This window comes from Chryseobacterium sp. MEBOG07 (genome assembly GCF_021869745.1).
GTDB classification, from domain to species: domain Bacteria; phylum Bacteroidota; class Bacteroidia; order Flavobacteriales; family Weeksellaceae; genus Chryseobacterium; species Chryseobacterium viscerum.
Window position 1 is genome coordinate 2,029,002 of record NZ_CP084579.1, and the last position, 22,908, is coordinate 2,051,909.

A 22,908-nucleotide genomic window follows, 5' to 3' on the forward strand; every position below is an offset into this window, starting at 1 on the left:
TGGAAGGGTTCTTTATACATCCGGATGGATTTGTAACCGCAAAGGAATATTCTGAAAGGGTAAAATAAGGTTCAAATAACAAACAGCATTATTGTTTGTTATCTATGATGTTTTTCTGCAGGATTCCTTTAGTAATTGAGATGCTTCAAATATTTTAATATTGCCATTGAAATAGGGTCTTCGAAGTCGGGGGTCTTCGGAGTAGTAGAGAATTTCAAAGATTTTTTTTACTAATGGCTTAAACATACACACAGATAATATGCCTTTTTTTTACTGTAATGTATTGTAATATAGTATTTTGTGATTACTCGTACTCTTTTTATTAAAGATTCGTACTTATTTTTCCGGACAATTGGGATCGATTACTTTTATTCGGTCGCATACCTTCAGTGTTTTCCACATCTTTGTATCGAAATAAATGTTTAAACCAAAAAACGATACAATGAAAAATAGCTTTTATATCCTAATTCTTATAGTTCTGCTTTCAAGCTGCGGAACAAGTCACAAAATATTTTCAGAAAAAAAAGACTACAGCTTTCTTACGGATAGCTTACATGCGGAACAGCAATTGGAGAAGTATAAACTTCCGGGATTTAGCCTTGTCGTTTTTGAAAATTATAAGATTGTATATTCTAATCAGGTTGGAGTGAAATCTATGAGTTCTAAAGAAAAGTTAGATGAAAATACGGCTTTTTCCACAGCGTCCATTTCAAAATCAATAACAGCGCTTCTTTGTCATATTCTTGAAGAGAAGGGTTTCATCAATTTGGATGATCCAATCGATCAATACCTAAAACGATGGCATCTGCCAAAAAGCAAGTTTACAGAAAATAACAGCCCTACCTGGAGACAGTTTTTCAATCATACAGCTGGTACAAGCCAGGGCGGATTTGCAGATTATTATGAGGGAGATGCTATCCCCACCCTAAAACAAAGTCTTTTAGGACAGATCCCAAGATACAATAATAAGGAAATTGAATTTTTGTTTGTACCCGGAACTGACTTTCAATATAGCGGCGGGGGCTATGTAATTGTACAAATGGCTTTAGAAGACACTTTGAATACATCTATTGCAGAGCTTGCACAGAAATATATTTTTTCACCTCTTGGAATGAAAAACACGACCATGATACAGCCTAATGAAAAAGGATTTATAACGAATGTTGCTTTTGCTCATGATAAAGAAGGGAAAGTGATAAAAAAAGGCTTACCCATTACGCCACAGGTTGGAGCGTCAGGAGTATGGTCTACTCCTACAGATTTGGCCAAACTTTCTATTGAGATACAAAATGCTTTACGTAATAAGAATAACAACGTGATTTCTCATCAGGTCGCAAAAAAAGTAACGCAAGTAACGGCTTTGAAAAATGCTGTGGGCGGCTGGAGCTATGGATGGCAAAGATCTGTTGCCTACAACAACTATGACTGGTTTATGTGCAGTGGTTCCAATACAGGAGTAGGAGGTAATATTCTTGCAACGATGGAAGATGGAAATGGGATCGTAATTCTGGCGAATGGTGAACAACCTAATCGTATTCCGGTAATGAATGAAGCCCGTATAAAGATTCTGAAGTTGATGGACTGGAATAAGAAAACAGCCCATGAAAACGGTCAGGAGATCCCTTCAAATCTCAAAAAACAACTCATCGGAACGTATAACGATTTTCTCTATGGGCAGGGAATGGAAACAAAAATTGTAGAGAAGAATAACCGACTTTATGTGGAGTCTCCATTTTTGGAACATTTTAAAGGGAAAAATGCTAATGAGCTGTTGTATCTGAAAAATGGGACCTTTAAAATTGTAGATTATCCGAACGTCTTAAAATTCGATTTTAAGAATGGAAAGGTAAGTTCTGTCACCTTAACAAGAGATGCGCTGGAGACTACAATTGACATCACCAATAAAAAATAAATACCAATTTCTATGAAAAAGTTACTGACAGGAATTTTCCTTTTTCATTCCCTCGTATCTTACGCACAAAGGGATGATCAAAAAATGGTTCTTTCTGAAATCACAGAAAAAGTGAAGCATTATTATGTTGATAAAGAAGCTTATAAAAAAGTAGATTCTTCATTTCAAAGTGACCTTAAAAAAGGAACTTTTAAAAAGTTGAATAAAAATGATTTTGCAGCGCTTCTCGCGAAAAAATTGAGATCAGATATAAGAGATCAGCATTTTTCCTTTAGATATCTCGAAAACTACAGCCCCGAAAAAGTGGTTGATGAGAAAGAAAAGAAGAAGTTGCACGATTTTCACAACAGTCTCGAAAATTTTGGTTTTGAAAGCGTTCAACGATTAGAAGGAAATATCGGGTACATTAATTTTAAAGGTTTTGCTTCCTCAGAATCCAGTGCCGGGACATTGGCTGCTGCCATGAATTTTGTTGCCAATACCAACGCTCTGATTATTGATCTTAGAGAAAATCAAGGTGGTGATAATGATATGCTTCTGCTATTCTGTAGCTATTTTTTTGATCAAAAAACAGATCTTTATACGACTTATTTCAGACATGAAGATAAGACGGTAGTCAACAGTACACAACAAGATGTTGTGGGGGCGAAATATCTTCATAAAAAAATCTGTATCCTTACCAGTAAAAGTACTTTTTCTGCAGCGGAAGCCCTTGCTTACTTTTTACAGCAACATAAGCTGGCTGAAGTAATAGGGGAGAAAACACCCGGAGCTGCTAACCCCGTGGATCATTTTGTAATCCAAAATCAATATTTATTGCTTGTTCCTACAGGAAAAGTAACCTCCCTGGTCAGTCATAAGAATTGGGAGCACGTCGGGGTAATGCCCGATCAGGTGGTAAAAGCTAAAGATGCTTTAAAGGCTGCCCAGATTAGAATTCTGAAAAATAGTTTAGCAACAGATACGAAAACAGAGTTGAGTCCATCGGAAATAAAAAGTCTTATTCATAAATTACAGCAATAAGTAAATAGTAATTACATAGGTGATTTGATGGTTAAAATATTGGAATATAAATTAATATAGATAGAGTGTATTTCATAGTTCACTAAAAAGTAAAACCACAACGTAAAAAGTTGTGGTTTTATATTATATGTACTGAAGGCACCTTGTCAGTCTCGTTTTCCTACAAAATTTTTATTCTAATTGAACGGATTCTCAATACGGACGTTTTCTTGCCGCGATGTATTGTTTTTATTTCTGCCCAACCGGTTTTTTATCAGGCAATATGATAGATTCCTTCTAAAAATAACATATACCTTCCGGGTTGATATTCTCCATATGAAAATAGATAGATCAGATCATTATTCTTTAGATAATGAATTTCTAATCCCTCTTCAGATACGTATTTTTCAATGAAACTGTTTCCAAATATTCTAAAAACAGTAATATGATTAAAAGTTCTTTAAAAAGCATCATGCAACTGAGGACAGCAAAAACTATCTTATGAGATTCTGGAATTTGTAATTACCACTCAGTAATTATGCTTTATAAAGATGATTTTTTGAGAAAACGCCTGGAAATAAAAGTCACAGGATGCAATCATGTAGCAGTGAGGGGAATGTAAAAAGCAACCCTAAGGTTGCTAAAATTAGTTGATTAGATCTAATATGTTCTTAGGAATGTAATCCGTTGGATTTCCATATTTTCCGAACCAAGTTTTATCTGGTAAGTAAGTTTCTACTTCAATATAGTCGAATATACTGATGTATTCTTTTTTATCGAAATCAATAAAAAATGTAATTTCGGAAGATTCTTCTGTGAAATTTTCAATAATACTTTTTACTTCTGACATAGAAATTTGATCTTCAGAAATAGACATGAAAAATGGATTTATTTTATCATCGGTTACATTTAATGCCCCATTCCTAAAATTTTGACGAGAAATATCTTGTAATATTGATGGACTATATTTTTCATAATTTAATATCCACCATGCAATTGGCATTAAATAAAATTGATATTTATCCTTATGTTTTATGCAACCTAGTATATAATTTTCATCTAATCTTTGTTTTATACTTTTCATACAATTTAATTTATGGTTGTTCAACTTTCCAACTTCCTTTGATGGCTTGTTCTTCTATTTTTTTATATATTCTTTGGGTAAACCAAATGCTCCTGTGGATTTTGTTGGATCTGAAATCTGTGGTTTTGTAGGATGTACTTTACCTAAGTCTTGAGCTACTGCGCTTTCTCTAATTTCCTTTGCTAATGATTCTGGAATTTCAAAAGATACTATCTTTACATCTAAATCTTTTCCCCCTCGTTTTTCATAAAAATAAACTTGATGTGATTTATCATCTAAAGTTACATAAAGCATATTATCTCCATTTATTTTTACATTTCCACTTTTATCTAACCTTATTCTATGTTGGCTAGCATTCGGTTTTTTCCCCCCTTGTGTTCTATAAACTGTTGCATTTTTTTCTTCAAGCTCCATCAAAAGCTTTTCTTCACTTTCGATATTAAGATCTATTTTACTAGTCGTAGTACCTTTATTGTCTTTTAGCAAACTTTTTACTTTGGCAAGGTCATTATCTGCTATTGCTTTTTCAAGTTCCAAAACCAGTTTGTCATCTTTGGCTAAAGTTTTTGCCTTTTCAAAAGCATTTTTAACCATAATCAATTCTTCAAGACTTAATCCTGTTTTGTTTATGAGTTTGGCTAGTTTGAGTTCGGCTATAAAGCTGTCAAATGTAACAATTCCTTTTCGAATAGCAAATACTGCTCTGGCTAGCAATTCGCCTGTTTTTTCTAAATAAGGTATCTTTACAAAGATAAGTTTTCTCGCTTCTGCAAAACCATCTAGTATTTTTTGTTCTTGAGCTTGTATTTTAGCCTGCTTTACAATGTTTTGTTGTAATTTGTTATCAAGACCTTCAATTCTAGCTAAATCTTTTTCCAAAGCTTTTATCACTTTTTCCCGAGTTGCACGATTTAATCCTGCTTCGGCAAGCTCCTTTTCAGTTTTACCAATATCCTTTGTGAGCTCAAATGTTCTGCCCGCATTTATTAGCTTAGCTGATATTTTAGCCACAGCAGCAGCATCTAAGATGGAACCAACAACAGAAATCACAATCCAAACTGCACTTGGTTCATCTTGGGAAATATCTACTTTATAGGCGGCAAGTTGTGTTCGGTAAGCCTCTATTTCTTCATAAGTTATATAAGCGCCTAGGGCAAAATTTCCTGCAGCCAATAACACGGCTACTGTTCCCGTACCAAAGGAAAGCAATCCTAATGCAACGGCCAAAGCTCCTATTAACAAGCCATTGATAATATGTCTGGTACTTTCACTGCTTTCTTTATCTGCTATTATTAAACCAAAAATACTGCCTTGGGCTATTCCTTGTATTTCTTTGGATTTTTGAAGCAAACTTCCGTAACCATAGATTGAAATACCTTGGTCGGCGTTTAGACTCGTAATGATTTTAGTTATATTTCCTTCCTGGTCATTGATATATCTTTCCAGAAAACTGCGAAGAGCTTGTTTAGTTTCTAGTTTAGCAAAACCTTCTTTATTAAACCCATTATCTTCAACAAGCGGAGTTGCGGAGGATAATTCCTTAATTGCCGCATTACCTTCTGTTTTTTTACTTCTGGCAAAGGCCTCCATCTTAACCTTAAATTCTATTTCTGCTGTACTCGGGTTATCGGCAAAATAGATACCCCCGCTGGCCTTATCGGCGTCTTCATAGCTTTCCTTTGCTTTGGAAGCTTTTATTTTCCCTAATAAATTTGTTATGAAAATATCATCAAGCAATTTCTTTTTCTGCTCAAAAAGAACATGTCTGTATTTTATCAGAGCATCTTCAGCAATGTGAACCGTTTCTTTACGAAAAGCGAGTTCGTAATTTGTAATCAATTTTTCAAATGATGAAAGAGTGAAACCGTGGGCATTAAGTGATTTTAGTAATTCCTCTAATTGCCTGTTTAATGCATTTTCAAAATAGTTTTTGTTAGGATCATTTTTCTCATAGAGGGTACTTTTGTGACTACTTTTAAACTTAATGTAGGTTGTATATTGTTTATATAAAATTTCTAATCCAGGTACTGATAATTGTTCTTGTAGTTTCTCTCTCTTGTTTTTTTCCTGGTTTCGAGTATTCCTGTTTTTAATATATGCCTTAAGCGATTCTTCAATAGCAGCCATATTAGCTGTTTCTGCCGAAACTTTACTCTTATAATCGGCTATTTCTTCCTCTGATAATTGTTTTAATAAATCAAGTATTCGTATGTTTTGAATGTAATCGGTAATACTTGCTGCATTTCTGATAAATTGTTTTTTAGCAGGTGAAAGTGCTTCCACTTCCTTTTCTGCATTATTTGTTTTCGAAGATATTGTATATATAACAGATCCGCCCTTAGACACCAAATCTTTAACATATTCATCCGTAAATTTTGGCTTCCATGTAAGAGGGCGCGTTATCTTCATCTTATACTCAGCAAAGCGGTTAAGGTCTTCATCAGTTTGAATTAATTTTCCATTAAATTTTTGATTTTTTACTACAACAATAGGATAAGGAATAGAATCTGAGTCTTTAGAATCAATGATCTTAGGCTTTTCTGGTTTTGCCGATAAGACTATATTATTGCTAGCTTTATCTTTACTTGCTTCTAATACCTCATTCATTTTCAATAAAGTTTCCCTATCAAAAATTCCAGAGCCTTTAATACCATTCTGTTTTTGGAAGTTGATGAGTGCAATCTTCGTTGTATCCCCAAAAGAAGCTTCGTTTTCAGGTACTTTGTGCCCTAATGCATTGAGGGCTTTATTGAGAGCCAATACATGCAGTCCGCTATTTGAAAACTGTATTCTGGATGAGCCTTTTTCGATTTTATTAAATGCCCTGTTTCTGAAAGGGAGGTGTGTTATTTGGGTAACTTCTGTTTTTGCAAGGGATACTTTGCTATCCTGATCAGTGATCTGCTCATGCTTTTTTTCATCCTCTTTACTATTGGTGGTTTGTGCTTCGGACCTACTGGCCCTTGGCGCAAATGTTTTTTTATGTCTGCTCATGTTGTTGGTTATTAGATGAGTATATTATGCTGTGCTAAGGTTTATTCTGGTTTTTTTACAAATGGGCTCAGACGAGACTGGTTTTTTCCGAAAGCCTTTTCGTTTTCTATCATTAGATAGGTACTTATTAATGAATACGTAATAATGGTTTCATTACGATCATAGAGTGCCATAGCTACATTTTTCATAATGTTGCGGATATTAGCACCTGTATAAGAATACTCCTTCGTTAAATGTTTTAAAAGTTCGTCACTTTCAAAGGTTATGTTTTAAGTAAATAATGCTCCCAAAGCGTCTTTCTGGTAATCTCTGTCGGGCGTATTACATTTACAGATACATCGATACGGCGCTTAAAAGCATCATCCATATTGTTCTCGAAATTAGAGGCAAGGATTGTTAATCCGTCAAATTTTTCAATCCGTTGCAACAAATACGAAACTTCCTGGTTGGCATAGCGGTCATGAGCATCTTTTACATCAGAACGTTTCCCAAACAAAGCATCAGCTTCATCAAAAAACAACATGCTGTTTTTGCCTTGCAGCCTGTTGAATAGCACTTCAAGATTTTTCTCCGTTTCACCAATGTATTTGCTGACCACTTGTGAGAGATCTACATGATACATGTCAATACCAAATGTATTGGCCAGTATTCCTGCTAACATCGTTTTTCCTGTTCCTGGTGCACCGTAGAATAAAGCGATAAAGCCAGGTTTAAAGCTGTGCTCATTGGTTGTGAAAAAGCCATTTTCCAGTGCTTTTATATAATGTCCGATGGGTTTTATTTGTTCTCTGACGTTCTCTTCTAAAATAATATCATCCATGGTGAGATCAGACTTGTAAAGCTTCCCGGGAAAGTAAGAACCATGGTCTAATTGTGGTTTCTGACCGGATAAAAAATAGTTGAGATAAGCGGTATCCAATTCAATTTTTCCATGAATAAACTCTGTTGAAGAACGATTGTAAATAATGTCGTTTTTCAAGAGTACACTGCCATTTATGAGCTGTGCACCATACTGTGACCACAGGGATAAATCTTTCCCTGCAAGCAAAAAAAGTGAGGTTTGAAAAGTTGGCTTAAAGCTGCGGTTGATTTTATCATATTCACCCCCTGCTTCAATAGCAAATGCATGACTGCTTTCTTCTATTTGAACAAATGTTTTTAGGATAGATGGATAATGAGCCGAAGCAATACCCAACGCTAAAATTATTCTGTCTACAACGGTAAGTTGGTGGGTGTTTATCGTAACCGAGTAAGGCGATTCATCATCTGATTCTGGTGGTTCAGGTATTTCATACCCCACATTCAATTCAATCTCATCCTCCAAAAACAGTTCTTTGCACCGCATTTCAATAAGCGATTGTAACCATTTCATTTCTTCATTTAATGAGTTGTGATTTACCTCATTGGCTTGAAATAAGTGATTGGTTTGTTCTGTTTTTCCATTAATTTTTGTTTTTATTAATGATTTCTGTTCATGGTTAATAAGAGATTCCATAATTTTATTTTGAATTGATATTGTTGAAATAGAATGATAGGGCTGTAGTAGATTTGGGATTGCATAACCCCATCAATAAGAAGGTCGTTACCAATTGATAAATATGAATTTTTCCTGCCATGGCAGCTTAACAAGACCGATTCCCCAACCAAGTTTATCAAGTAAAATATCTTGTGTTTTTCGTTCCACGGTAAGGGTGTGTTCATAATTCGTGGCAACCAATTTACCTGGCCGTTGGAAAAACTCGTTTTGCAGTAATGCTACAGATGATTTTTTCATCGGACTCCAGTTATGTTGAACACTTTCTATTACATTTTTAGCTTGTGTTTTATGCTTGCGCGAAAGTTTAACATGCTTGTTAATGGTCTGACCCATTGGAATATTACATAAGAATTTTTCAAAAATCATGTCATATTCAGGAGCATTTGTTTTTCCGGTAGCGATATAATGTAATAAATGAGCGCACAATTCAGGATCAGTAAGCTGCTGCGTTTTTGGATGCAGAAGATCACAATGTTCAAAGAGGGTTTTGATGAATGGGTGGATCAAAATAAGCCCTGCATTTTGAATATATTGTCCATCGTTTTGGAGTAGATCCTCCTGGATTTTTGCATTGTTTTGATGAATGGTTTCCATCGGAGTTTCTGCTGAAGTTCTTTGATTTTCCGGGCTATCAAATGTATTGTTCTTGATGCTTTCAAGAATTTCATTTTTTTTAATAAAAGGGAATATCTCAACAACTGTTTTCCAATTCTGGTTCGTGTTTTTTGCTTGTGATAAACCAGCTGTTTCTATTTTTAATATTTGTTGTAAAAGATATTCCTGAAGATTAGTATTGGATGAGTTCAAATACTCTGATAATAGCTTGAAGACCAAACGCCATACGATGAGTCTGTCAGGATGGCCCAGGTTTGATATACGACGAAGTATATCAGTTTCTAAGTTGATTTTTAACTCCTTATTTTGTACAATCGTCATGCATAACTTCGCAATTTGCTCGTCTGAAAGCTGATTGATCATTCGGTCCTGAACATGTGGTTTTGACAGAACTGGAATGATCCTTTTTTGAAAGTTGTCAGCCAGAATCAGGATGTCAAATACCGCGGGTTCCAAAAAAGCAATGCTTTTTCTAGCCGAATTCCACCATGGCATATGTCCTTTTTCTAAGAAATGGATAAAAGCCTGGAGTATTTTTTCCTGATTGCCAATCAGATATGCCTTAGATTCGCTTTCTGTTTTTTGATCTGAACCTACAACGGGCTTAATAATTTCTGACAGTTCTTCTTTAAAGAGTTGAGCAATTTTATCTTTTAATTCCGTATTTAATGAGCTGCTTTTTACATCCAGATCCAATTCTAAACGCGGAATTTGTAGCGTATGATCAGCCAAATTATATTCTAAAGCGTTGATGTATTGTTCTATTTTTGGAAAGACGTCAATAGACAAAAAACTATTGATATCCTCTTTTATACTCAATGCTTTTTCTTTGTTGTTGAGCGTAATTTCAACAACAACTTTCTGAATGATATGATCTTGCATCACATTAAATAGTTTTTAATTATACAATTTGATGATCGTAAAACCATCTTATTTTTAGTCGAATTCTCCTCCCCAGAAACCTGCAGGGCAAACACTTAATTTGGATCTTTGTTTTGCACTCAGTCTGCATCCGCAACCTCTGGTAAATCCTTCTTGCGGACCATCTAGCACTTCCAATGTCTCAGGATTAAGCCATTTCATAGCATTACAGTTGTTGCCGTTTTTTAAAGGACATGCGTTACAGATTTCTTCTCTTAAAGAAAAAATAGATTCTTCGTTTTGATCTGCCATGCCCATTTTTGAGCGCAGTTCATTGAAATGGCCGCCAATGATTTCATTGCGCTTGCCAAAAAGATTTTTGATATTCATGTGATTACTATTTAAAAATTATTGGGTCAAAATTAGAAGAAGGGAAATCATTTTACGAATTATAAGACCCCTGCATTCTGTCTTTGCAGTAAAAGACAAAATCACTTCCTCAAGATGAAAGCTTATAATTTTTAGAAATTGTTTGGTGCAAAAAAGAAATATTTCTGATAAGGAAAATAACAAAATAGACCTGAGCTCAGGAAGAGTGGGTGGTTTGGATTTTTGAAGCTGAAAGTTTTGGATTTGAAATTTTTATTACCCGGTTAGGTGTTCAATTTACAGCCCTTCTGGGAGAAGAAAATTTTCAACCCTTCAGTTATTGTATCAGGAGAAATCGGAGATGCTTCGAAAATTTAAATATTAAAACTTGCGGTTGTAAAAAAGTTTAAACAGCATCAGTGATTCATCTAAAAAATAGACTTCAATAATAAACTCAAACTTGGTCATCATTGGATTAGGAAAGTCCATAGACTAAATTTTTATTTTTTAATTTAATATTTAATATTTAATATTTAATATTTAATAATTTGATTATGAGTTATTTATTGGTGTTGTTTTTTATTTTTTTCATAAAAACAAAAATCCTATTTACTGCAAAGACTGTATTGGTACCTCAAAATATTTGTCATTTGGGAGGGGGGATTGTATGTTTGCATCATAATAATTAAGAAACAGAAATTATGATTGATAATGTATTAACCGTTTTAAAAGATCAGCTGAACAGTTCAGCAGATTTACGTGATATTGTTGTTGTTGATGACATAGCAAAGCATGATGACGATACCTCAGGGCTTGAAAATAAAGTAGTCATTACTCTGCTAAACGTTGAGGAAGAGTCAACATTGAAAAACAGATCGCGCTACACCAAGAAGAAAATAAGCGATAATCCCACCCGATATGATATGCAGCAGGAGAATGCTCCGGCCTATTTGAACCTGTATGTTATGATCTCTGCCAACAGAACCAGATACTCCAATGCTTTAATAAATATTTCAAAAGTTATTGAAGTTTTTCAAACTAACAATGTGCTGAGTTATATTGACCCTGAGACGACAAAAGATGTCGATTTCAGAATCGAACTGCACTCCATTCCTTTTGATCAGCTGAGCTATATCTGGGGATTGTTAGGCGGAAAGATAATGCCTTCTGCCTTATACAAAATCAGCGTAGTAAAAATCGTTGCTAAAGGTACTTCCACTATTGAATTAATTAACGATGTTAATATAAAAGGTATTAAAGTTAATTAACCATAAAAAAACAAAAACTAATAACCATTAATTTAAACTTTTAAACATGTTAAATCCAACAACACCGGGTGTTTCAGTTGAAGAAATTACAAAACTTCCATATTCAGTTGCATTAGTAGAAACGGCTATACCGGCATTTATTGGGTATACCGAATTAATGCCTTCTGGCGAAAATAAGCCGTTAAAAATCAATTCTCTTTTGGAGTATGAACATCATTTTGGAAAAGCAAAAAAAGAAAATCTCCAACTAAAAGATGTAGAAGGCAAAGGAGTAACTGTTGTGGCCCCTCAGGTACAATTCTTAATGTACTATTCGCTTCAAATGTATTTTGCTAATGGTGGAGGGCCATGTTATATTGTTTCTGTAGGGACATATCCTTTGACAGGAGGTGTGTTATTATCTTCACTGAATGATGGGCTCAATATGATCGAAGTTATAAAAAAACCAATCCTTATTCTTGTCCCTGATGCCATCTCGTTACCCAATGAAGACGATTTTTATATTATCTATAATAAAGTAATTGGTAAAGCAAAAGATGAGGCAAAAAATAGATTTGCCTTATTAGATACGTATTATGGAAATTCTACAGCCTTATCAAACGGTTTCAATACTATTACGAACTTTAGAAAAGAAGTAAACTCAACGAGCCATTCTGCAGCTTATTTTCCTTACTTAAAAACGATTTTGAATTATACTTTTGACGATAAAGCTATTATTGATCATAAAGGTCTGCAGGACGGACCAATAAGTAATGGTGGTAGTTTCTATGCGAATGAAAAAGCGGCTTTACAGGAGCTAAGAAGACTAGCCAGTGATGAAATATTATTTGCATCTGCCAATGTTTTTTTAGTTGCTGATTTACTAGCTCAGGCGGTAGCCATTGTAGAAGAGATCAATGAAACGGCAGATCAGAAAGTTGATCTCGTTGAGCCCATTGCTACCATCGAAGCAATAGAAAACGGGACAATTGACAGCGTAGATATCAACTTTTTAAATGAATTTAATGATTTAATTGAAGGCGTTTCAGTGGCAAAAGATATTTTTGGAAATGCACACGGTATCACATTGCAAAACCTGCAGACTTCTGATTCATTATTATACAATCAAATAAAGGAGGCTATTCAATCTTTAAAAGTTATTCTGCCTCCATCATCCACAATTGCAGGGGTATATGGTAGAATAGACAGTACAAAAGGGGTGTGGAAAGCTCCGGCAAATGTAAGTCTTAATTATGTGATGAGTCCCACAGAAAAGGTTTCCGATCAGGAACAGGCGGATCTCAACATACATGTTTCAGGGAAATCAATCAATGCTATTAGAACTTTTACAGGAAAAGGAACATTAGTCTGGGGAGCCAGAACGCTTGAAGGGAACGATAAAAAAGAAGATGGGAAAGATAACGAATGGAAGCATATACAGGTACGCCGTTATTATAATATGGTTAAGCAATCGATCAGTGAAGCACTGGATAAAAAATTTATTAGCGAACCCAATATACTCTCCACATGGATAAGAGCAAAAGCTACTATAGAAAATTTTCTTCACGAACAATGGATGGATGGTGCGTTAGCGGGTAGTACTCCGAAAGAAGCATACGAAGTAAAAGTTGATGGAGTCAAAGGTTCTCATACGATGGATGTAGAAATCAAAATAGCATTAGTACGCCCTGCAGAGTTTATCTTATTAACCTTTTCGCACAAATTACAACAATTCTAAAAATACAATCAATCACAAATGAACATTCGAAGTTTTACTTCGTGGAATAATTAATAATAACTTAAAATTTTAACAAATGAATTACAAAACCCCTGGCGTTTACGTGGAGGAGCAGGCAAAATTTCCCCCTTCCGTAGCGCAAGTTGAAACAGCTATTCCCGCTTTTATCGGGTACACTGCGAAAGGACCAAAAAATCAGCCAACGAGAATTTCTTCTATGTTGGAGTATGAAGACCTTTTTGGAAAATCAAACCCGGAGATTTTCGCTGTAGCTTTCAATAACGGTGCTGCAACGGCAACACAAACTAAGATCAGCGATTTTAAAATGTATCATGCTATGCAAATGTATTTTGCTAATGGCGGTGGTGCTTGTTATATCGTCTCTGTAGGAGATTACACTAGTGCGGTGACTGTAGGAACACCTACAACAGCAGGAACCTTATTATATGGTCTTGAATTGTTAAAGAAAGAAGACGAGCCTACATTGATCGTTTTCCCGGATCTTCAAGGTCTGGTTCCTGCAGCTGCTGATGTCGCTGCTGCTCAGGCTGCTGCTCTGGTTACAGATAATAATAAAATTGCAGCTAATGCAGCTAAAGTTTCTGCTAAAGCCGTTTCAGACGTTGTTGCAGCTGCTGCTACTCCGGATGCTGCTGTTACTGCTGCTATTGCTAAGGCTGCTACTTATGTTATTACTGATCCTAGTAATGCTTCTCAAGTTGCTGCTGCTCAAGCTGCTCAGGCTGTTGTAGTGGCTACTCAGGTTGCTGCTGCTGTGAGTAATGCTAGTATTGTTACTGTTAAGGCTGCTGCCCAGGCTGTTGCTACTGCTTACGATACAGACTCTACTACCGCTGCTACTATTGCTGGTGTTGCTGCTGCTTCCAGTACTTTAGTTGTTAACAGATCTAACGATGCTGTTGCTATCAGCTTAACCTACTCTTTGTATAACAAAGCTTTAGATCAGGCAGAATTATTGAAAGACAGATTCGTTATCATGGATGTTCTTAGTGATGATGCTACTTTTAGAAGTAAAGTAAGTGTTGCAGGTTTAAAGTACGGTGCAGCCTATTATCCAAAACTAAAAACAGTGTTAAGCTATAATTTTAAAGATGCTGATGTTTTAGTGACTGGTGCATCTGGTATTACCAATCTAGCCGGTTTGAAATCTGCGAATTCAGAATTGTATAACCAGGCTAAAAAAGCAATTGAATTTAAACAAGTAGTATTGGCTCCATCATCAGCAATGGCAGGAGTTTACGCTAAAGTAGACAGCACTTCAGGAGTATGGAAATCACCAGCTAATGTTGGACTAAACTTCGTAGATGCTCCAACAGTAAAAATTTCTAATAAAGAGCAAGATGCGCTTAACGTAGATACTACATCAGGAAAATCAATCAATGCGATCAGAAACTTTACAGGAAAAGGAACATTGGTTTGGGGAGCAAGAACATTGGATGGAAACAGCAATGAATGGAGATATGTATCTGTACGTCGTTTCTTCAACATGGTAGAAGAATCTGTGAAGAAATCTACAGAACGTTTCGTCTTTGAACCTAATACTGCCAATACATGGATCCGTGTACAGACAATGATCGAAAATTTCCTTGATCAGCAATGGAGAGACGGTGCATTAGCCGGAAGTAAGCCAGAAGAAGCTTATTACGTAAGTGTTGGTCTGAACAAAACAATGTCTGCTCAGGATATTTTAGAAGGAAGAATGAACATCGAGATCGGTATGGCTGCAGTGCGTCCTGCTGAGTTTATTGTGTTGCGTTTTTCACACAAATTACAAGAAGCATAGAATAAATTAAATAACAATTAAATATAAATAAAATTATGAGTACATATCCATTAGTAAAATTTGCCTTTGAAGTAGATTGGGGCGGAACAAAGGTAGGTTTTCAGGAAGTAACGGGATTGAATGCAGAAACTGCTTTAATTGAATACAGACATGGGGCAAGCCCGGATTTTAGCAAGATTAAAATGCCCGGAATGACAAGCTACAGTAACCTTACTTTAAAAAGAGGAACTTTCAAGACTGATAACGAGTATTTTGAGTGGTTCAAGACGATTCAGCTAAATACAGTAGAGCGCAGATCCATTACGATTTCTCTTTTAGATGAGAATGGAGAGCCTGCAGTTACCTGGAAAGTGAAAAACGCATTCCCACTAAAATTACAGTCAACAGATTTGAAAGCTGAAGGTAATGAGGTAGCAGTGGAAACTTTAGAAATTGCACACGAAGGATTTACTATTGAAAATAATTAATAATAACTTAAAATTTTAACAAATGAATTACAAAACACCTGGAGCCTACGTAGAGGAAATTGCGAAATTTCCACCATCAGTAGCACAAGTAGAAACGGCCATCCCTGCTTTTATTGGACATACAGACAAAGGGCCAAGAAATGAACCAACAAGAATTGCTTCTATGTTGGAATACGAAACAATTTTTGGAGCAGCAAACAAAGAAAAAACAGCGATCTCTATTTCGATTGAAGATAATGTTGTTACAGCAAATGTCAACAATAGCAATGTAAGTACTTTTAAAATGTATTATGCTATGCAAATGTATTTTGCTAACGGTGGCGGACCATGTTATATCGTTTCTGTAAACGGGTATGGACCAGCTCCATCTTTAGGAACAGAAACTACTGTTGGTAGTTTATTATACGGATTAAAATCATTAGAAAAAGAAGACGAACCTACACTTATTGTTTTCCCGGATGCTGAAGCGTTAGGAGCAAATGCTTACCAGTTATACAATAAGGCTTTAGATCAGGCAGAAGACATGAAAGACAGGTTTGTTATCATGGATGTGGTTGGAGATGTTGCTTCATTTAAAGGAGCTTCAGGGCCTACTTCAGGGCCAAGTGGTGAACGTTTAAAATATGGAGCAGCGTATTATCCAAAATTGGAAACTGTTTTGAGCTATAGCTTTGATGATGCAGATGTTGCGATCACGAGTTATAAAGAAACCAATGGTTCAGGAGTTCTTGTACCTGTTACAACTACTGCTACAAAGTTAGCTGACTTAAAATTGAACAATTCAGAATTGTACAACCTGGCTAAAAGAGCAATTGAGTCTAAAAGAGTGGTTTTAGCTCCATCATCAGCAATGGCAGGAGTTTATGCTAAAGTAGACAGTACTTCCGGAGTATGGAAAGCACCAGCTAACGTTGGACTTAGCTTCGTAGTAGCACCTACAGTAAAAATTTCTCATGAAGAACAAGAAAATCTTAATGTAGATCCAACGGGTGGAAAATCAATCAACGCGATCAGAACTTTTACAGGAAAAGGAACATTGGTTTGGGGAGCAAGAACATTGGATGGAAACAGCAATGAATGGAGATATGTATCCGTACGTCGTTTCTTCAACATGGTAGAAGAATCTGTGAAAAAATCTACAGAACGTTTCGTCTTTGAACCTAATACAGCCAATACATGGATCCGTGTACAAACTATGATCGAAAACTTCCTTGATCAGCAATGGAGAGACGGTGCATTAGCTGGAAGCAAGCCAGAAGAAGCTTACTATGTAAGTGTTGGTTTGAATAAAACAATGTCTGCTCAGGATATTTTAGAAGGAAGAATGAACATCGAAATCGGTATGGCTGCAGTGCGTCCTGCTGAGTTTATTGTGTTGCGTTTTTCACACAAATTACAAGAAGCATAGAATAAATTAAATAACAATTAAATATAAATAAAATTATGAGTACATATCCATTAGTAAAATTTGCCTTTGAAGTAGATTGGGGCGGAACAAAGGTAGGTTTTCAGGAAGTAACGGGATTGAATGCAGAAACTGCTTTAATTGAATACAGACATGGGGCAAGCCCGGATTTTAGCAAGATTAAAATGCCCGGAATGACAAGCTACAGTAACCTTACTTTAAAAAGAGGAACTTTCAAGACTGATAACGAGTATTTTGAGTGGTTCAAGACGATTCAGCTAAATACAGTAGAGCGTAGATCCATTACGATTTCTCTTTTAGATGAGAATGGAGAGCCTGCAGTTACCTGGAAAGTGAAAAATGCATTCCCACTTAAATTACAGTCAACTGATTTAAAAGCTGAAGGTAATGAGGTAGCAGTGGAAACTTTAGAAATTGCACACGAAGGATTAACTATTGAAAATAACTAATCATGGCTCTTTTATATCCTCCAACCAGTTTCTCTTTTATTGTTAATGGGATCTCAACAACTGAGGGTATTGACTCCAGATTTCAGTCTATATCTGGTTTATCAACTGAAATAAGTACTGAAGAATATGCCGAAGGAGGCGAAAACAGATTTACGCATCAACTTCCTTTGAGACCAAAATATCCTAATTTAGTTCTTAAACGTGGATTAATCGTGAGTTCAGGATTGATAAGCTGGTGTAGAAATGCTATGGAAAACTTCGAGTTTGAGCCTAGAAACCTGATTGTTTCTCTTGCAGGAGGACTTCAATCTACAGCCCCTTTAATGGTTTGGAATGTAGTGGGTGCTTACCCTGTAAAATGGGAAGTATCAGAATTCAACGCCGAAGAAAGCAAACTTGCTATTGAAACAATAGAACTGAAATATAGATATTTCACAATACCCTCATCGTTAGCAAGCTTAGGCTTGTAATTTCTAAATCAAATCTAAGCACTAGAGCGTGTGTTAGTTTAAAGATAACTTTTAGCAACATCTTTTTTCATAAAAACAACAGATTAGTCTATAACCGAGACTGAACACACCCTTCATGTGCTTAGATTTTTTAAAATAAATACGTTAAATAATTGGTTTTAAGTTTTTTACGTATTAATAATTAATTAAAAAACAAACGAAATGCCAATAGAAATAAAAGAGCTTCACATTAAAATAAATGTGGACGAAAAAGCAGCAGCAACCACAACTGCCACTTCGGTAGATGAAGAACAAATCATGCGGGCAATCAGCGAAAGTGTAGAGCAAGTAGTAAAAATAGAACAACGTAAAAAAGAAAGATAATGGCAGGAGAAATTATGAAAGTAAAGATAGGGACCTATAAGGATAACAGTTTCGGTTCAGATGCTATAATTGATAGTAAGGCTTTTGTAGCGCTTATTAACCCTACAGGTTTTTCTTTTACCCGTAAAGTTGAATATGATACAACACAGGAACCCGGAGCCAATGGAACCGATGCAAAATATATTAAAACATCTCCTCAATCCTTACAATTAGAGTTTTTATTTGATGGTACGGGAGTGACCAAAGCATATGGAGGTAATAAGCTTATCAATGTGCTAACAAAAAATAAGTTCAAAAAAGATACTGTTAAATCTCAACTGGATCGTTTCTATGCAGCAACAGGAGATTTTAATGGGCCGATTCATAAACCGTATAATGTCATCGTTATTTGGGGAGAATTTGAATTTAAAGGAGCTCTTACTGAATTTACAATAGATTATAAGATGTTTACTCCGGAAGGACACCCATTAAGAGCTATAGGCAAAGCAACTTTTGTAGAGGCTATTAGTAAAGAACTTGCAGCAAGAATGGGGAATAAACAGTCTCCGGATCTTACCCACAAAAGGACAATACAGGATGGAGATACACTTCCCTTAATGACCGAAAGAATTTACGGCGATTCTAAATACTATTTGGAAGTAGCTAAGGTAAACGGTCTTATCAATTTTAGACAATTAACACCAGGGCAAGAATTATTCTTTCCGCCAATAGAAAAAGTTTCATAATATGAATAATAGCGGATACATACAAACAGCAAAAAACTCAGACCTGATCACCTATAAGGTTATGTCCGGAGGTACAGAATTGCCGGGCAAGTATGGTGTGAAAAGCATTGTAGTCGAAAAAGAAATCAACAGAATTCCTTATGCCCACATTGTTATTTTAGATGGAAGTGCACCGGAGCAGGATTTCAAGCTCAGTAATGAAGATCTGTTAATTCCCGGAAAAGAAATTGAGATCACTGCCGGATACCACTCTGAAGAAGAAACCATCTTTAAAGGAGTTGTTGTAAAACACAATATAAAAGTTAGAAACGGTTCTTCTTACCTCATCATCGAATGTAGAGATAAAGCTGTGAAAATGACTTTAGGGAGAAAAAGCAAATATTTCTACGACAGCAAAGACAGCGATATCATTGAAGAATTAATAGGAAATAGCGGTGCAACTGCCGATGTAGAAGCTACCTCAAATTCACATAAAGAACTGGTTCAGTACCGGGCTTCTGATTGGGATTTCATGTTAACCAGAGCACAGGCTAACGGTAAACTTTGTTTTGTAGATAACGGAACGATAAAAGTTGCCAAGCCTGATTTTAGTGGTGAAGCCGTAGAAACAGTGGTTTACGGATCCTCCGTACATGAATTTGACGGAGAGATAGATGCCAGAGATCAATTCAACAAAATTACAGCCAAAACATGGAGTTATACCGATCAGGAAGTGACAGAAGTTGAAGCACAGGATCCGGCTATTAAACTCAATGGAAATCTTTCATCCGGTGATTTAGCAGATGTTTTTGGAATTGAAGACCTTCAGCTTAAACACGGTGGAAACCTTACCCAAAGCGAGCTTCAGGAATGGAGCGATGCGAAAGCAACTTTTCAACAGTTAGCAAAAACCAGAGGAAGAGTACAATTCCAGGGAATTCCATCTGTAGTACCGGGAGTTTCATTAACACTTCAGGGAGTAGGAAACCGATTTAACGGAAAAATATACGTAACCGGTGTCCGTCATGAAATAGCCGAAGGAAATTGGCTGGTAGATGCACAGTTTGGGCTTTCTCCAACGTGGTTTTCAGAAACTTATGATGTAAGTGAAATGCCAGGTTCAGGAATTATTCCTTCCATAAGCGGATTACATGTTGGGGTAGTATCACAATTAGAATCAGATCCGGATGGTGAAGATAGAATTTTAGTGCAAATACCCATCATCAATAACGAGGAAGAAGGTATTTGGGCACGTGTAGCCACTCTTGATGCAGGAGAAAACAGAGGGTCATTTTTCAGACCGGAAATCGGAGATGAAGTCATCATCGGATTCATTAATGACGATCCCAATGATGCAGTGGTGCTCGGAATGCTAAACAGCAGTGCAAAACCAGCTCCAATTGTAGCTTCTGATGATAATCATGAAAAAGGATTTGTCACCCGAAGCGAAATGAAAATGATCTTCAATGATGACAAAATCTCATATACCCTGGAGACACCAAAAGGGAAAAAAGTGATTTTAGATGAAGATGCGGACGTCATTAAAATAGAAGATGAACATTCTAATATTCTTACCCTTAATAAAGATGGTATTAGTATGGAAAGTGCAGGAGACATCAAAATAAAGGCAAAAGGCGATGTAAAAATTGAAGGAACGAATATCGGTTTAAAAGCATCTGCGCAGTTAAAAGCAGAAGGCAGTTCCGGTTCAGAACTTAAATCAGGAGCAGTAACAGTTGTAAAAGGATCTCAAGTAAAAATTAATTAATAATCATGAAACCGGCAGCAAGAATTACAGACATGCATACTTGTCCTATGGTGACAGGCACGGTTCCGCATGTAGGCGGACCCATCATTCCGGCAGGAGAACCTACGGTACTTATTGGAGGTATGCCCGCAGCACGAGTGGGAGACAAAGCAGTATGCACAGGTCCACTAGACACTATTGCATCAGGATCTTCAAGTGTTTTGATCGGCGGAAAACAAGCCGCAAGAATGGGAGATTCTACCGCTCATGGAGGGGTAATAACCGCAGGTGAAGCTACTGTTTTAATAGGTGGATGATCCCATTTAATTAAAAATAAAAATGTAAAACATCCATAACAAAACGGTTAGAATAACTAAAACTCTATGTTACAGATGCAAGATGTTACAATTAAATATAATACAAATAACGTATGAAAATAAATACAGATTTTTTAGGAATAGGCTGGAGCTTCCCGCCTGAGTTTAATCAGACTGAAGGAAAACTGGCAATGACCACAGATGTAGAAGACATCAACAATAGCCTTATTATTTTGTTGTCGACGCGCCCGGGTGAACGTGTCATGTTCCCCAACTACGGATGTGACTTGCAGGAAATGCTCTTTAAGCCTCTGGACTTAACGCTTATTACCCAAATGAAAGGAATCGTTGAGCGTGCTATTTTATATCATGAACCTAGAATAAATATTTTAAGTATTGATATCGATACTCAGGAAGAACTTCAGGGAGAAGTTTTGATACAAGTTGACTACGAAGTAAGAAATACTAATACAAGAAGCAATATTGTTTTTCCTTTCTACAAAGGAGAAGCTACCGAAATATAATGAATTACGGGATGTCTGTAGCCATTTTGAATACTACCAAACACTACATGAAGTATTGCATCTGACCATAGAAAGATAAATATAAACAAATGAAAAAAACAGATACATTTTCACATTATCGTGAAGGAAAATCACAAATGCAGCGCTTTTTAGCAGAATTAGATCCTAGCAATCTTGAATTACACGATTTCGATTTGTTTGATTGGCTATTATTTGCAAACAATTTTGCTAAGCGTGTAAATTATTTTGACAAAGATGATAATACAAAACCACAAGGAAACTGGGGAAACTTCTTCTTGGGTGATGATACCAATGTTGTAATGCCTCGCAGAGAAAGCATTGAGTATAAAAGTATGAAAAAACAGGTTACAGATCTTATGTCCCAGTTTGAACAAGACAGCAACTTGACCCCTCACTTGACATTATTTGTTTGTTTTTTAAAATTATTAGATTTCTCAAAAAAAGCCTTCAACAATCTGACGAAAAGGCATTTGGATTTCTATTATAATGAAATACTTCAAATTGAGAAAAATGATGCTAAATCAGACAAAGTCTACGTGATTTTTGAATTAGCAAAAAAAGCAATTCAGGAAAAAATTCCAGCCGGTACACTGCTGGATGGTGATAAAGACGCTGAAGGAAAAAAGCGAGTGTACAAAACAGATGGAGAACTCATTGCCAACCAGGCAAAAGTAGTCGAAATTAAAAGTTTTTTAAACGATGTTAAAAAAAGAGAGCTAAAAATGGCTCCCATAGCCAATACGGCTGATGGTCTGGGTGATAAATTACCGGAAGACAGCAACTATTGGTGGCCATTCGGGTATAACTCGGATGAAACAGTTTCGGATAAATCTATTTACAAAGAGCTCCCAAAAGCTAAACTAGGCTTTTCAGTGGCGTCCTCTTTATTTGATTTAAAAGAAGGGGAAAGAACAGTCACTCTTACAATAGATTTTAATAAAAATTCGACTCAAAAACTACAGGAAATTGAAGATAAATATATTGAGAATAATATCAAAGTGCTTTGTAGTGGTGAAAAAGAGTGGTTATCGGGCATCGTTTTAAAATGTATTAAAAACGAAGAAGAAAGATTAGAACTTTCTTTTACACTGCCCAAAGATTTCCCGGCAGTTGTAAAATACAATAAGGAAGTACTGTCAGAAACATTCCAAACTCAATTCCCAGTCGTAAGGTTTATGATCGAAGGAGAAAAGTACTACGATATCTACGAAGCTCTTTCAGAAAAACTAATAAAAATATAGAAATAGCGGTTGATGT

The 22,908-nt window shown here is 35.9% G+C and carries 21 protein-coding genes; 15 read left to right on the plus strand and 6 right to left on the minus strand.

The features are described 5' to 3' along the window. The first annotated feature begins 442 nt into the window (after window positions 1-442). Together LF886_RS09235 and LF886_RS09240 are read left to right on the plus strand one after the other, a co-directional pair. Window positions 443-1,912 (plus strand): serine hydrolase domain-containing protein, encoded by a 1,470-nt coding sequence (locus LF886_RS09235; RefSeq protein WP_236853828.1) that lies wholly within the window; start codon window positions 443-445, stop codon window positions 1,910-1,912. A gap of 12 nt (window positions 1,913-1,924) precedes the next feature. Beyond that, on the plus strand, window positions 1,925-2,935 hold the full coding sequence (locus LF886_RS09240) for a S41 family peptidase (RefSeq protein ID WP_236853829.1): 1,011 nt from the start codon (window positions 1,925-1,927) through the stop codon (window positions 2,933-2,935). Window positions 2,936-3,560: 625 nt separating this feature from the next. On the opposite strand, the gene LF886_RS09245 is transcribed toward LF886_RS09240, so the two are convergent. The 6 genes from LF886_RS09245 to LF886_RS09270 form a co-directional block, all read right to left on the minus strand. Next, the gene (locus LF886_RS09245; RefSeq protein WP_236853830.1) at window positions 3,561-3,998 is read right to left on the minus strand and encodes a hypothetical protein; all 438 of its coding nucleotides are present in this window, start codon (window positions 3,996-3,998) and stop codon (window positions 3,561-3,563) included. 54 nt (window positions 3,999-4,052) lie between these two features. Further along, window positions 4,053-6,992 (minus strand): peptidoglycan-binding domain-containing protein, encoded by a 2,940-nt coding sequence (locus tag LF886_RS09250; protein WP_236853831.1) that lies wholly within the window; start codon window positions 6,990-6,992, stop codon window positions 4,053-4,055. A 41-nt stretch (window positions 6,993-7,033) separates the two neighbouring features. Continuing rightward, window positions 7,034-7,180, minus strand: a complete 147-nt coding sequence (locus LF886_RS09255) for a hypothetical protein (RefSeq protein WP_236853832.1) — start codon at window positions 7,178-7,180, stop codon at window positions 7,034-7,036. A gap of 74 nt (window positions 7,181-7,254) precedes the next feature. Beyond that, window positions 7,255-8,487, minus strand: a complete 1,233-nt coding sequence (locus LF886_RS09260) for an ATP-binding protein (protein ID WP_236853833.1) — start codon at window positions 8,485-8,487, stop codon at window positions 7,255-7,257. A gap of 87 nt (window positions 8,488-8,574) precedes the next feature. Beyond that, on the minus strand, window positions 8,575-10,026 hold the full coding sequence (locus LF886_RS09265; RefSeq protein WP_236853834.1) for a contractile injection system tape measure protein: 1,452 nt from the start codon (window positions 10,024-10,026) through the stop codon (window positions 8,575-8,577). Window positions 10,027-10,080: 54 nt separating this feature from the next. Beyond that, window positions 10,081-10,395 (minus strand): hypothetical protein, encoded by a 315-nt coding sequence (locus LF886_RS09270; RefSeq protein WP_236853835.1) that lies wholly within the window; start codon window positions 10,393-10,395, stop codon window positions 10,081-10,083. A 680-nt stretch (window positions 10,396-11,075) separates the two neighbouring features. Here LF886_RS09270 and LF886_RS09275 point away from each other — a divergent pair. The 13 genes from LF886_RS09275 (at window position 11,076) to LF886_RS09335 (ending at window position 22,892) form a co-directional block, all read left to right on the plus strand. Then, window positions 11,076-11,642, plus strand: a complete 567-nt coding sequence (locus LF886_RS09275; protein ID WP_152290027.1) for a DUF4255 domain-containing protein — start codon at window positions 11,076-11,078, stop codon at window positions 11,640-11,642. A gap of 46 nt (window positions 11,643-11,688) precedes the next feature. Next, entirely contained in the window at window positions 11,689-13,359 is a 1,671-nt protein-coding gene (locus LF886_RS09280) for a phage tail sheath family protein (RefSeq protein WP_236853836.1), read from the plus strand. 76 nt (window positions 13,360-13,435) lie between these two features. Then, complete coding sequence (locus LF886_RS09285) at window positions 13,436-15,163, plus strand: phage tail sheath family protein (protein WP_236853837.1); 1,728 nt, start codon at window positions 13,436-13,438, stop codon at window positions 15,161-15,163. Between the two features lie 35 nt (window positions 15,164-15,198). Next, window positions 15,199-15,630 (plus strand): phage tail protein, encoded by a 432-nt coding sequence (locus tag LF886_RS09290; RefSeq protein ID WP_236853838.1) that lies wholly within the window; start codon window positions 15,199-15,201, stop codon window positions 15,628-15,630. A 22-nt stretch (window positions 15,631-15,652) separates the two neighbouring features. After that, the gene (locus LF886_RS09295; protein ID WP_236853839.1) at window positions 15,653-17,038 is read left to right on the plus strand and encodes a phage tail sheath family protein; all 1,386 of its coding nucleotides are present in this window, start codon (window positions 15,653-15,655) and stop codon (window positions 17,036-17,038) included. A 35-nt stretch (window positions 17,039-17,073) separates the two neighbouring features. Further along, window positions 17,074-17,505 carry a phage tail protein gene (locus LF886_RS09300; RefSeq protein WP_236853840.1) on the plus strand — a complete coding sequence of 144 codons (432 nt, stop codon included), beginning with the start codon at window positions 17,074-17,076 and terminating at the stop codon, window positions 17,503-17,505. 2 nt (window positions 17,506-17,507) lie between these two features. Continuing rightward, window positions 17,508-17,975, plus strand: coding sequence for a phage tail protein (locus tag LF886_RS09305; protein ID WP_103235303.1), 468 nt, complete (start codon window positions 17,508-17,510; stop codon window positions 17,973-17,975). A gap of 201 nt (window positions 17,976-18,176) precedes the next feature. Continuing rightward, a complete protein-coding gene (locus tag LF886_RS09310; RefSeq protein WP_185147220.1) occupies window positions 18,177-18,338 on the plus strand; it encodes a DUF5908 family protein in 162 nt (53 codons plus the stop codon). Then, window positions 18,338-19,063 (plus strand): CIS tube protein, encoded by a 726-nt coding sequence (locus LF886_RS09315; RefSeq protein ID WP_236853841.1) that lies wholly within the window; start codon window positions 18,338-18,340, stop codon window positions 19,061-19,063. The genes LF886_RS09310 and LF886_RS09315 overlap by 1 nt, the downstream gene beginning before the upstream one ends. Before the next feature lies 1 nt (window position 19,064). Beyond that, complete coding sequence (gene vgrG / locus LF886_RS09320; protein WP_124535467.1) at window positions 19,065-20,810, plus strand: type VI secretion system tip protein VgrG; 1,746 nt, start codon at window positions 19,065-19,067, stop codon at window positions 20,808-20,810. A gap of 5 nt (window positions 20,811-20,815) precedes the next feature. Next, complete coding sequence (locus LF886_RS09325; RefSeq protein ID WP_066757051.1) at window positions 20,816-21,106, plus strand: PAAR domain-containing protein; 291 nt, start codon at window positions 20,816-20,818, stop codon at window positions 21,104-21,106. A gap of 113 nt (window positions 21,107-21,219) precedes the next feature. Continuing rightward, window positions 21,220-21,630: a GPW/gp25 family protein gene (locus tag LF886_RS09330; protein WP_109738065.1), complete on the plus strand. Its 411-nt coding sequence runs from the start codon at window positions 21,220-21,222 to the stop codon at window positions 21,628-21,630. Window positions 21,631-21,719: 89 nt separating this feature from the next. Beyond that, on the plus strand, window positions 21,720-22,892 hold the full coding sequence (locus LF886_RS09335; protein WP_236853842.1) for a hypothetical protein: 1,173 nt from the start codon (window positions 21,720-21,722) through the stop codon (window positions 22,890-22,892). Window positions 22,893-22,908: the final 16 nt, after the last annotated feature.

Coding starts and splice junctions, on each gene's coding strand:
- LF886_RS09235 (WP_236853828.1), top strand. CDS start 443: ATGAAAAATAGCTTTTATATCCTAATTCTTATAGTTCTGCTTTCAAGC.
- LF886_RS09240 (WP_236853829.1), top strand. CDS start 1,925: ATGAAAAAGTTACTGACAGGAATTTTCCTTTTTCATTCCCTCGTATCT.
- LF886_RS09245 (WP_236853830.1), bottom strand. CDS start 3,998: ATGAAAAGTATAAAACAAAGATTAGATGAAAATTATATACTAGGTTGC.
- LF886_RS09250 (WP_236853831.1), bottom strand. CDS start 6,992: ATGAGCAGACATAAAAAAACATTTGCGCCAAGGGCCAGTAGGTCCGAA.
- LF886_RS09255 (WP_236853832.1), bottom strand. CDS start 7,180: ATGAAAAATGTAGCTATGGCACTCTATGATCGTAATGAAACCATTATT.
- LF886_RS09260 (WP_236853833.1), bottom strand. CDS start 8,487: ATGGAATCTCTTATTAACCATGAACAGAAATCATTAATAAAAACAAAA.
- LF886_RS09265 (WP_236853834.1), bottom strand. CDS start 10,026: ATGCAAGATCATATCATTCAGAAAGTTGTTGTTGAAATTACGCTCAAC.
- LF886_RS09270 (WP_236853835.1), bottom strand. CDS start 10,395: ATGAATATCAAAAATCTTTTTGGCAAGCGCAATGAAATCATTGGCGGC.
- LF886_RS09275 (WP_152290027.1), top strand. CDS start 11,076: ATGATTGATAATGTATTAACCGTTTTAAAAGATCAGCTGAACAGTTCA.
- LF886_RS09280 (WP_236853836.1), top strand. CDS start 11,689: ATGTTAAATCCAACAACACCGGGTGTTTCAGTTGAAGAAATTACAAAA.
- LF886_RS09285 (WP_236853837.1), top strand. CDS start 13,436: ATGAATTACAAAACCCCTGGCGTTTACGTGGAGGAGCAGGCAAAATTT.
- LF886_RS09290 (WP_236853838.1), top strand. CDS start 15,199: ATGAGTACATATCCATTAGTAAAATTTGCCTTTGAAGTAGATTGGGGC.
- LF886_RS09295 (WP_236853839.1), top strand. CDS start 15,653: ATGAATTACAAAACACCTGGAGCCTACGTAGAGGAAATTGCGAAATTT.
- LF886_RS09300 (WP_236853840.1), top strand. CDS start 17,074: ATGAGTACATATCCATTAGTAAAATTTGCCTTTGAAGTAGATTGGGGC.
- LF886_RS09305 (WP_103235303.1), top strand. CDS start 17,508: ATGGCTCTTTTATATCCTCCAACCAGTTTCTCTTTTATTGTTAATGGG.
- LF886_RS09310 (WP_185147220.1), top strand. CDS start 18,177: ATGCCAATAGAAATAAAAGAGCTTCACATTAAAATAAATGTGGACGAA.
- LF886_RS09315 (WP_236853841.1), top strand. CDS start 18,338: ATGGCAGGAGAAATTATGAAAGTAAAGATAGGGACCTATAAGGATAAC.
- vgrG (WP_124535467.1), top strand. CDS start 19,065: ATGAATAATAGCGGATACATACAAACAGCAAAAAACTCAGACCTGATC.
- LF886_RS09325 (WP_066757051.1), top strand. CDS start 20,816: ATGAAACCGGCAGCAAGAATTACAGACATGCATACTTGTCCTATGGTG.
- LF886_RS09330 (WP_109738065.1), top strand. CDS start 21,220: ATGAAAATAAATACAGATTTTTTAGGAATAGGCTGGAGCTTCCCGCCT.
- LF886_RS09335 (WP_236853842.1), top strand. CDS start 21,720: ATGAAAAAAACAGATACATTTTCACATTATCGTGAAGGAAAATCACAA.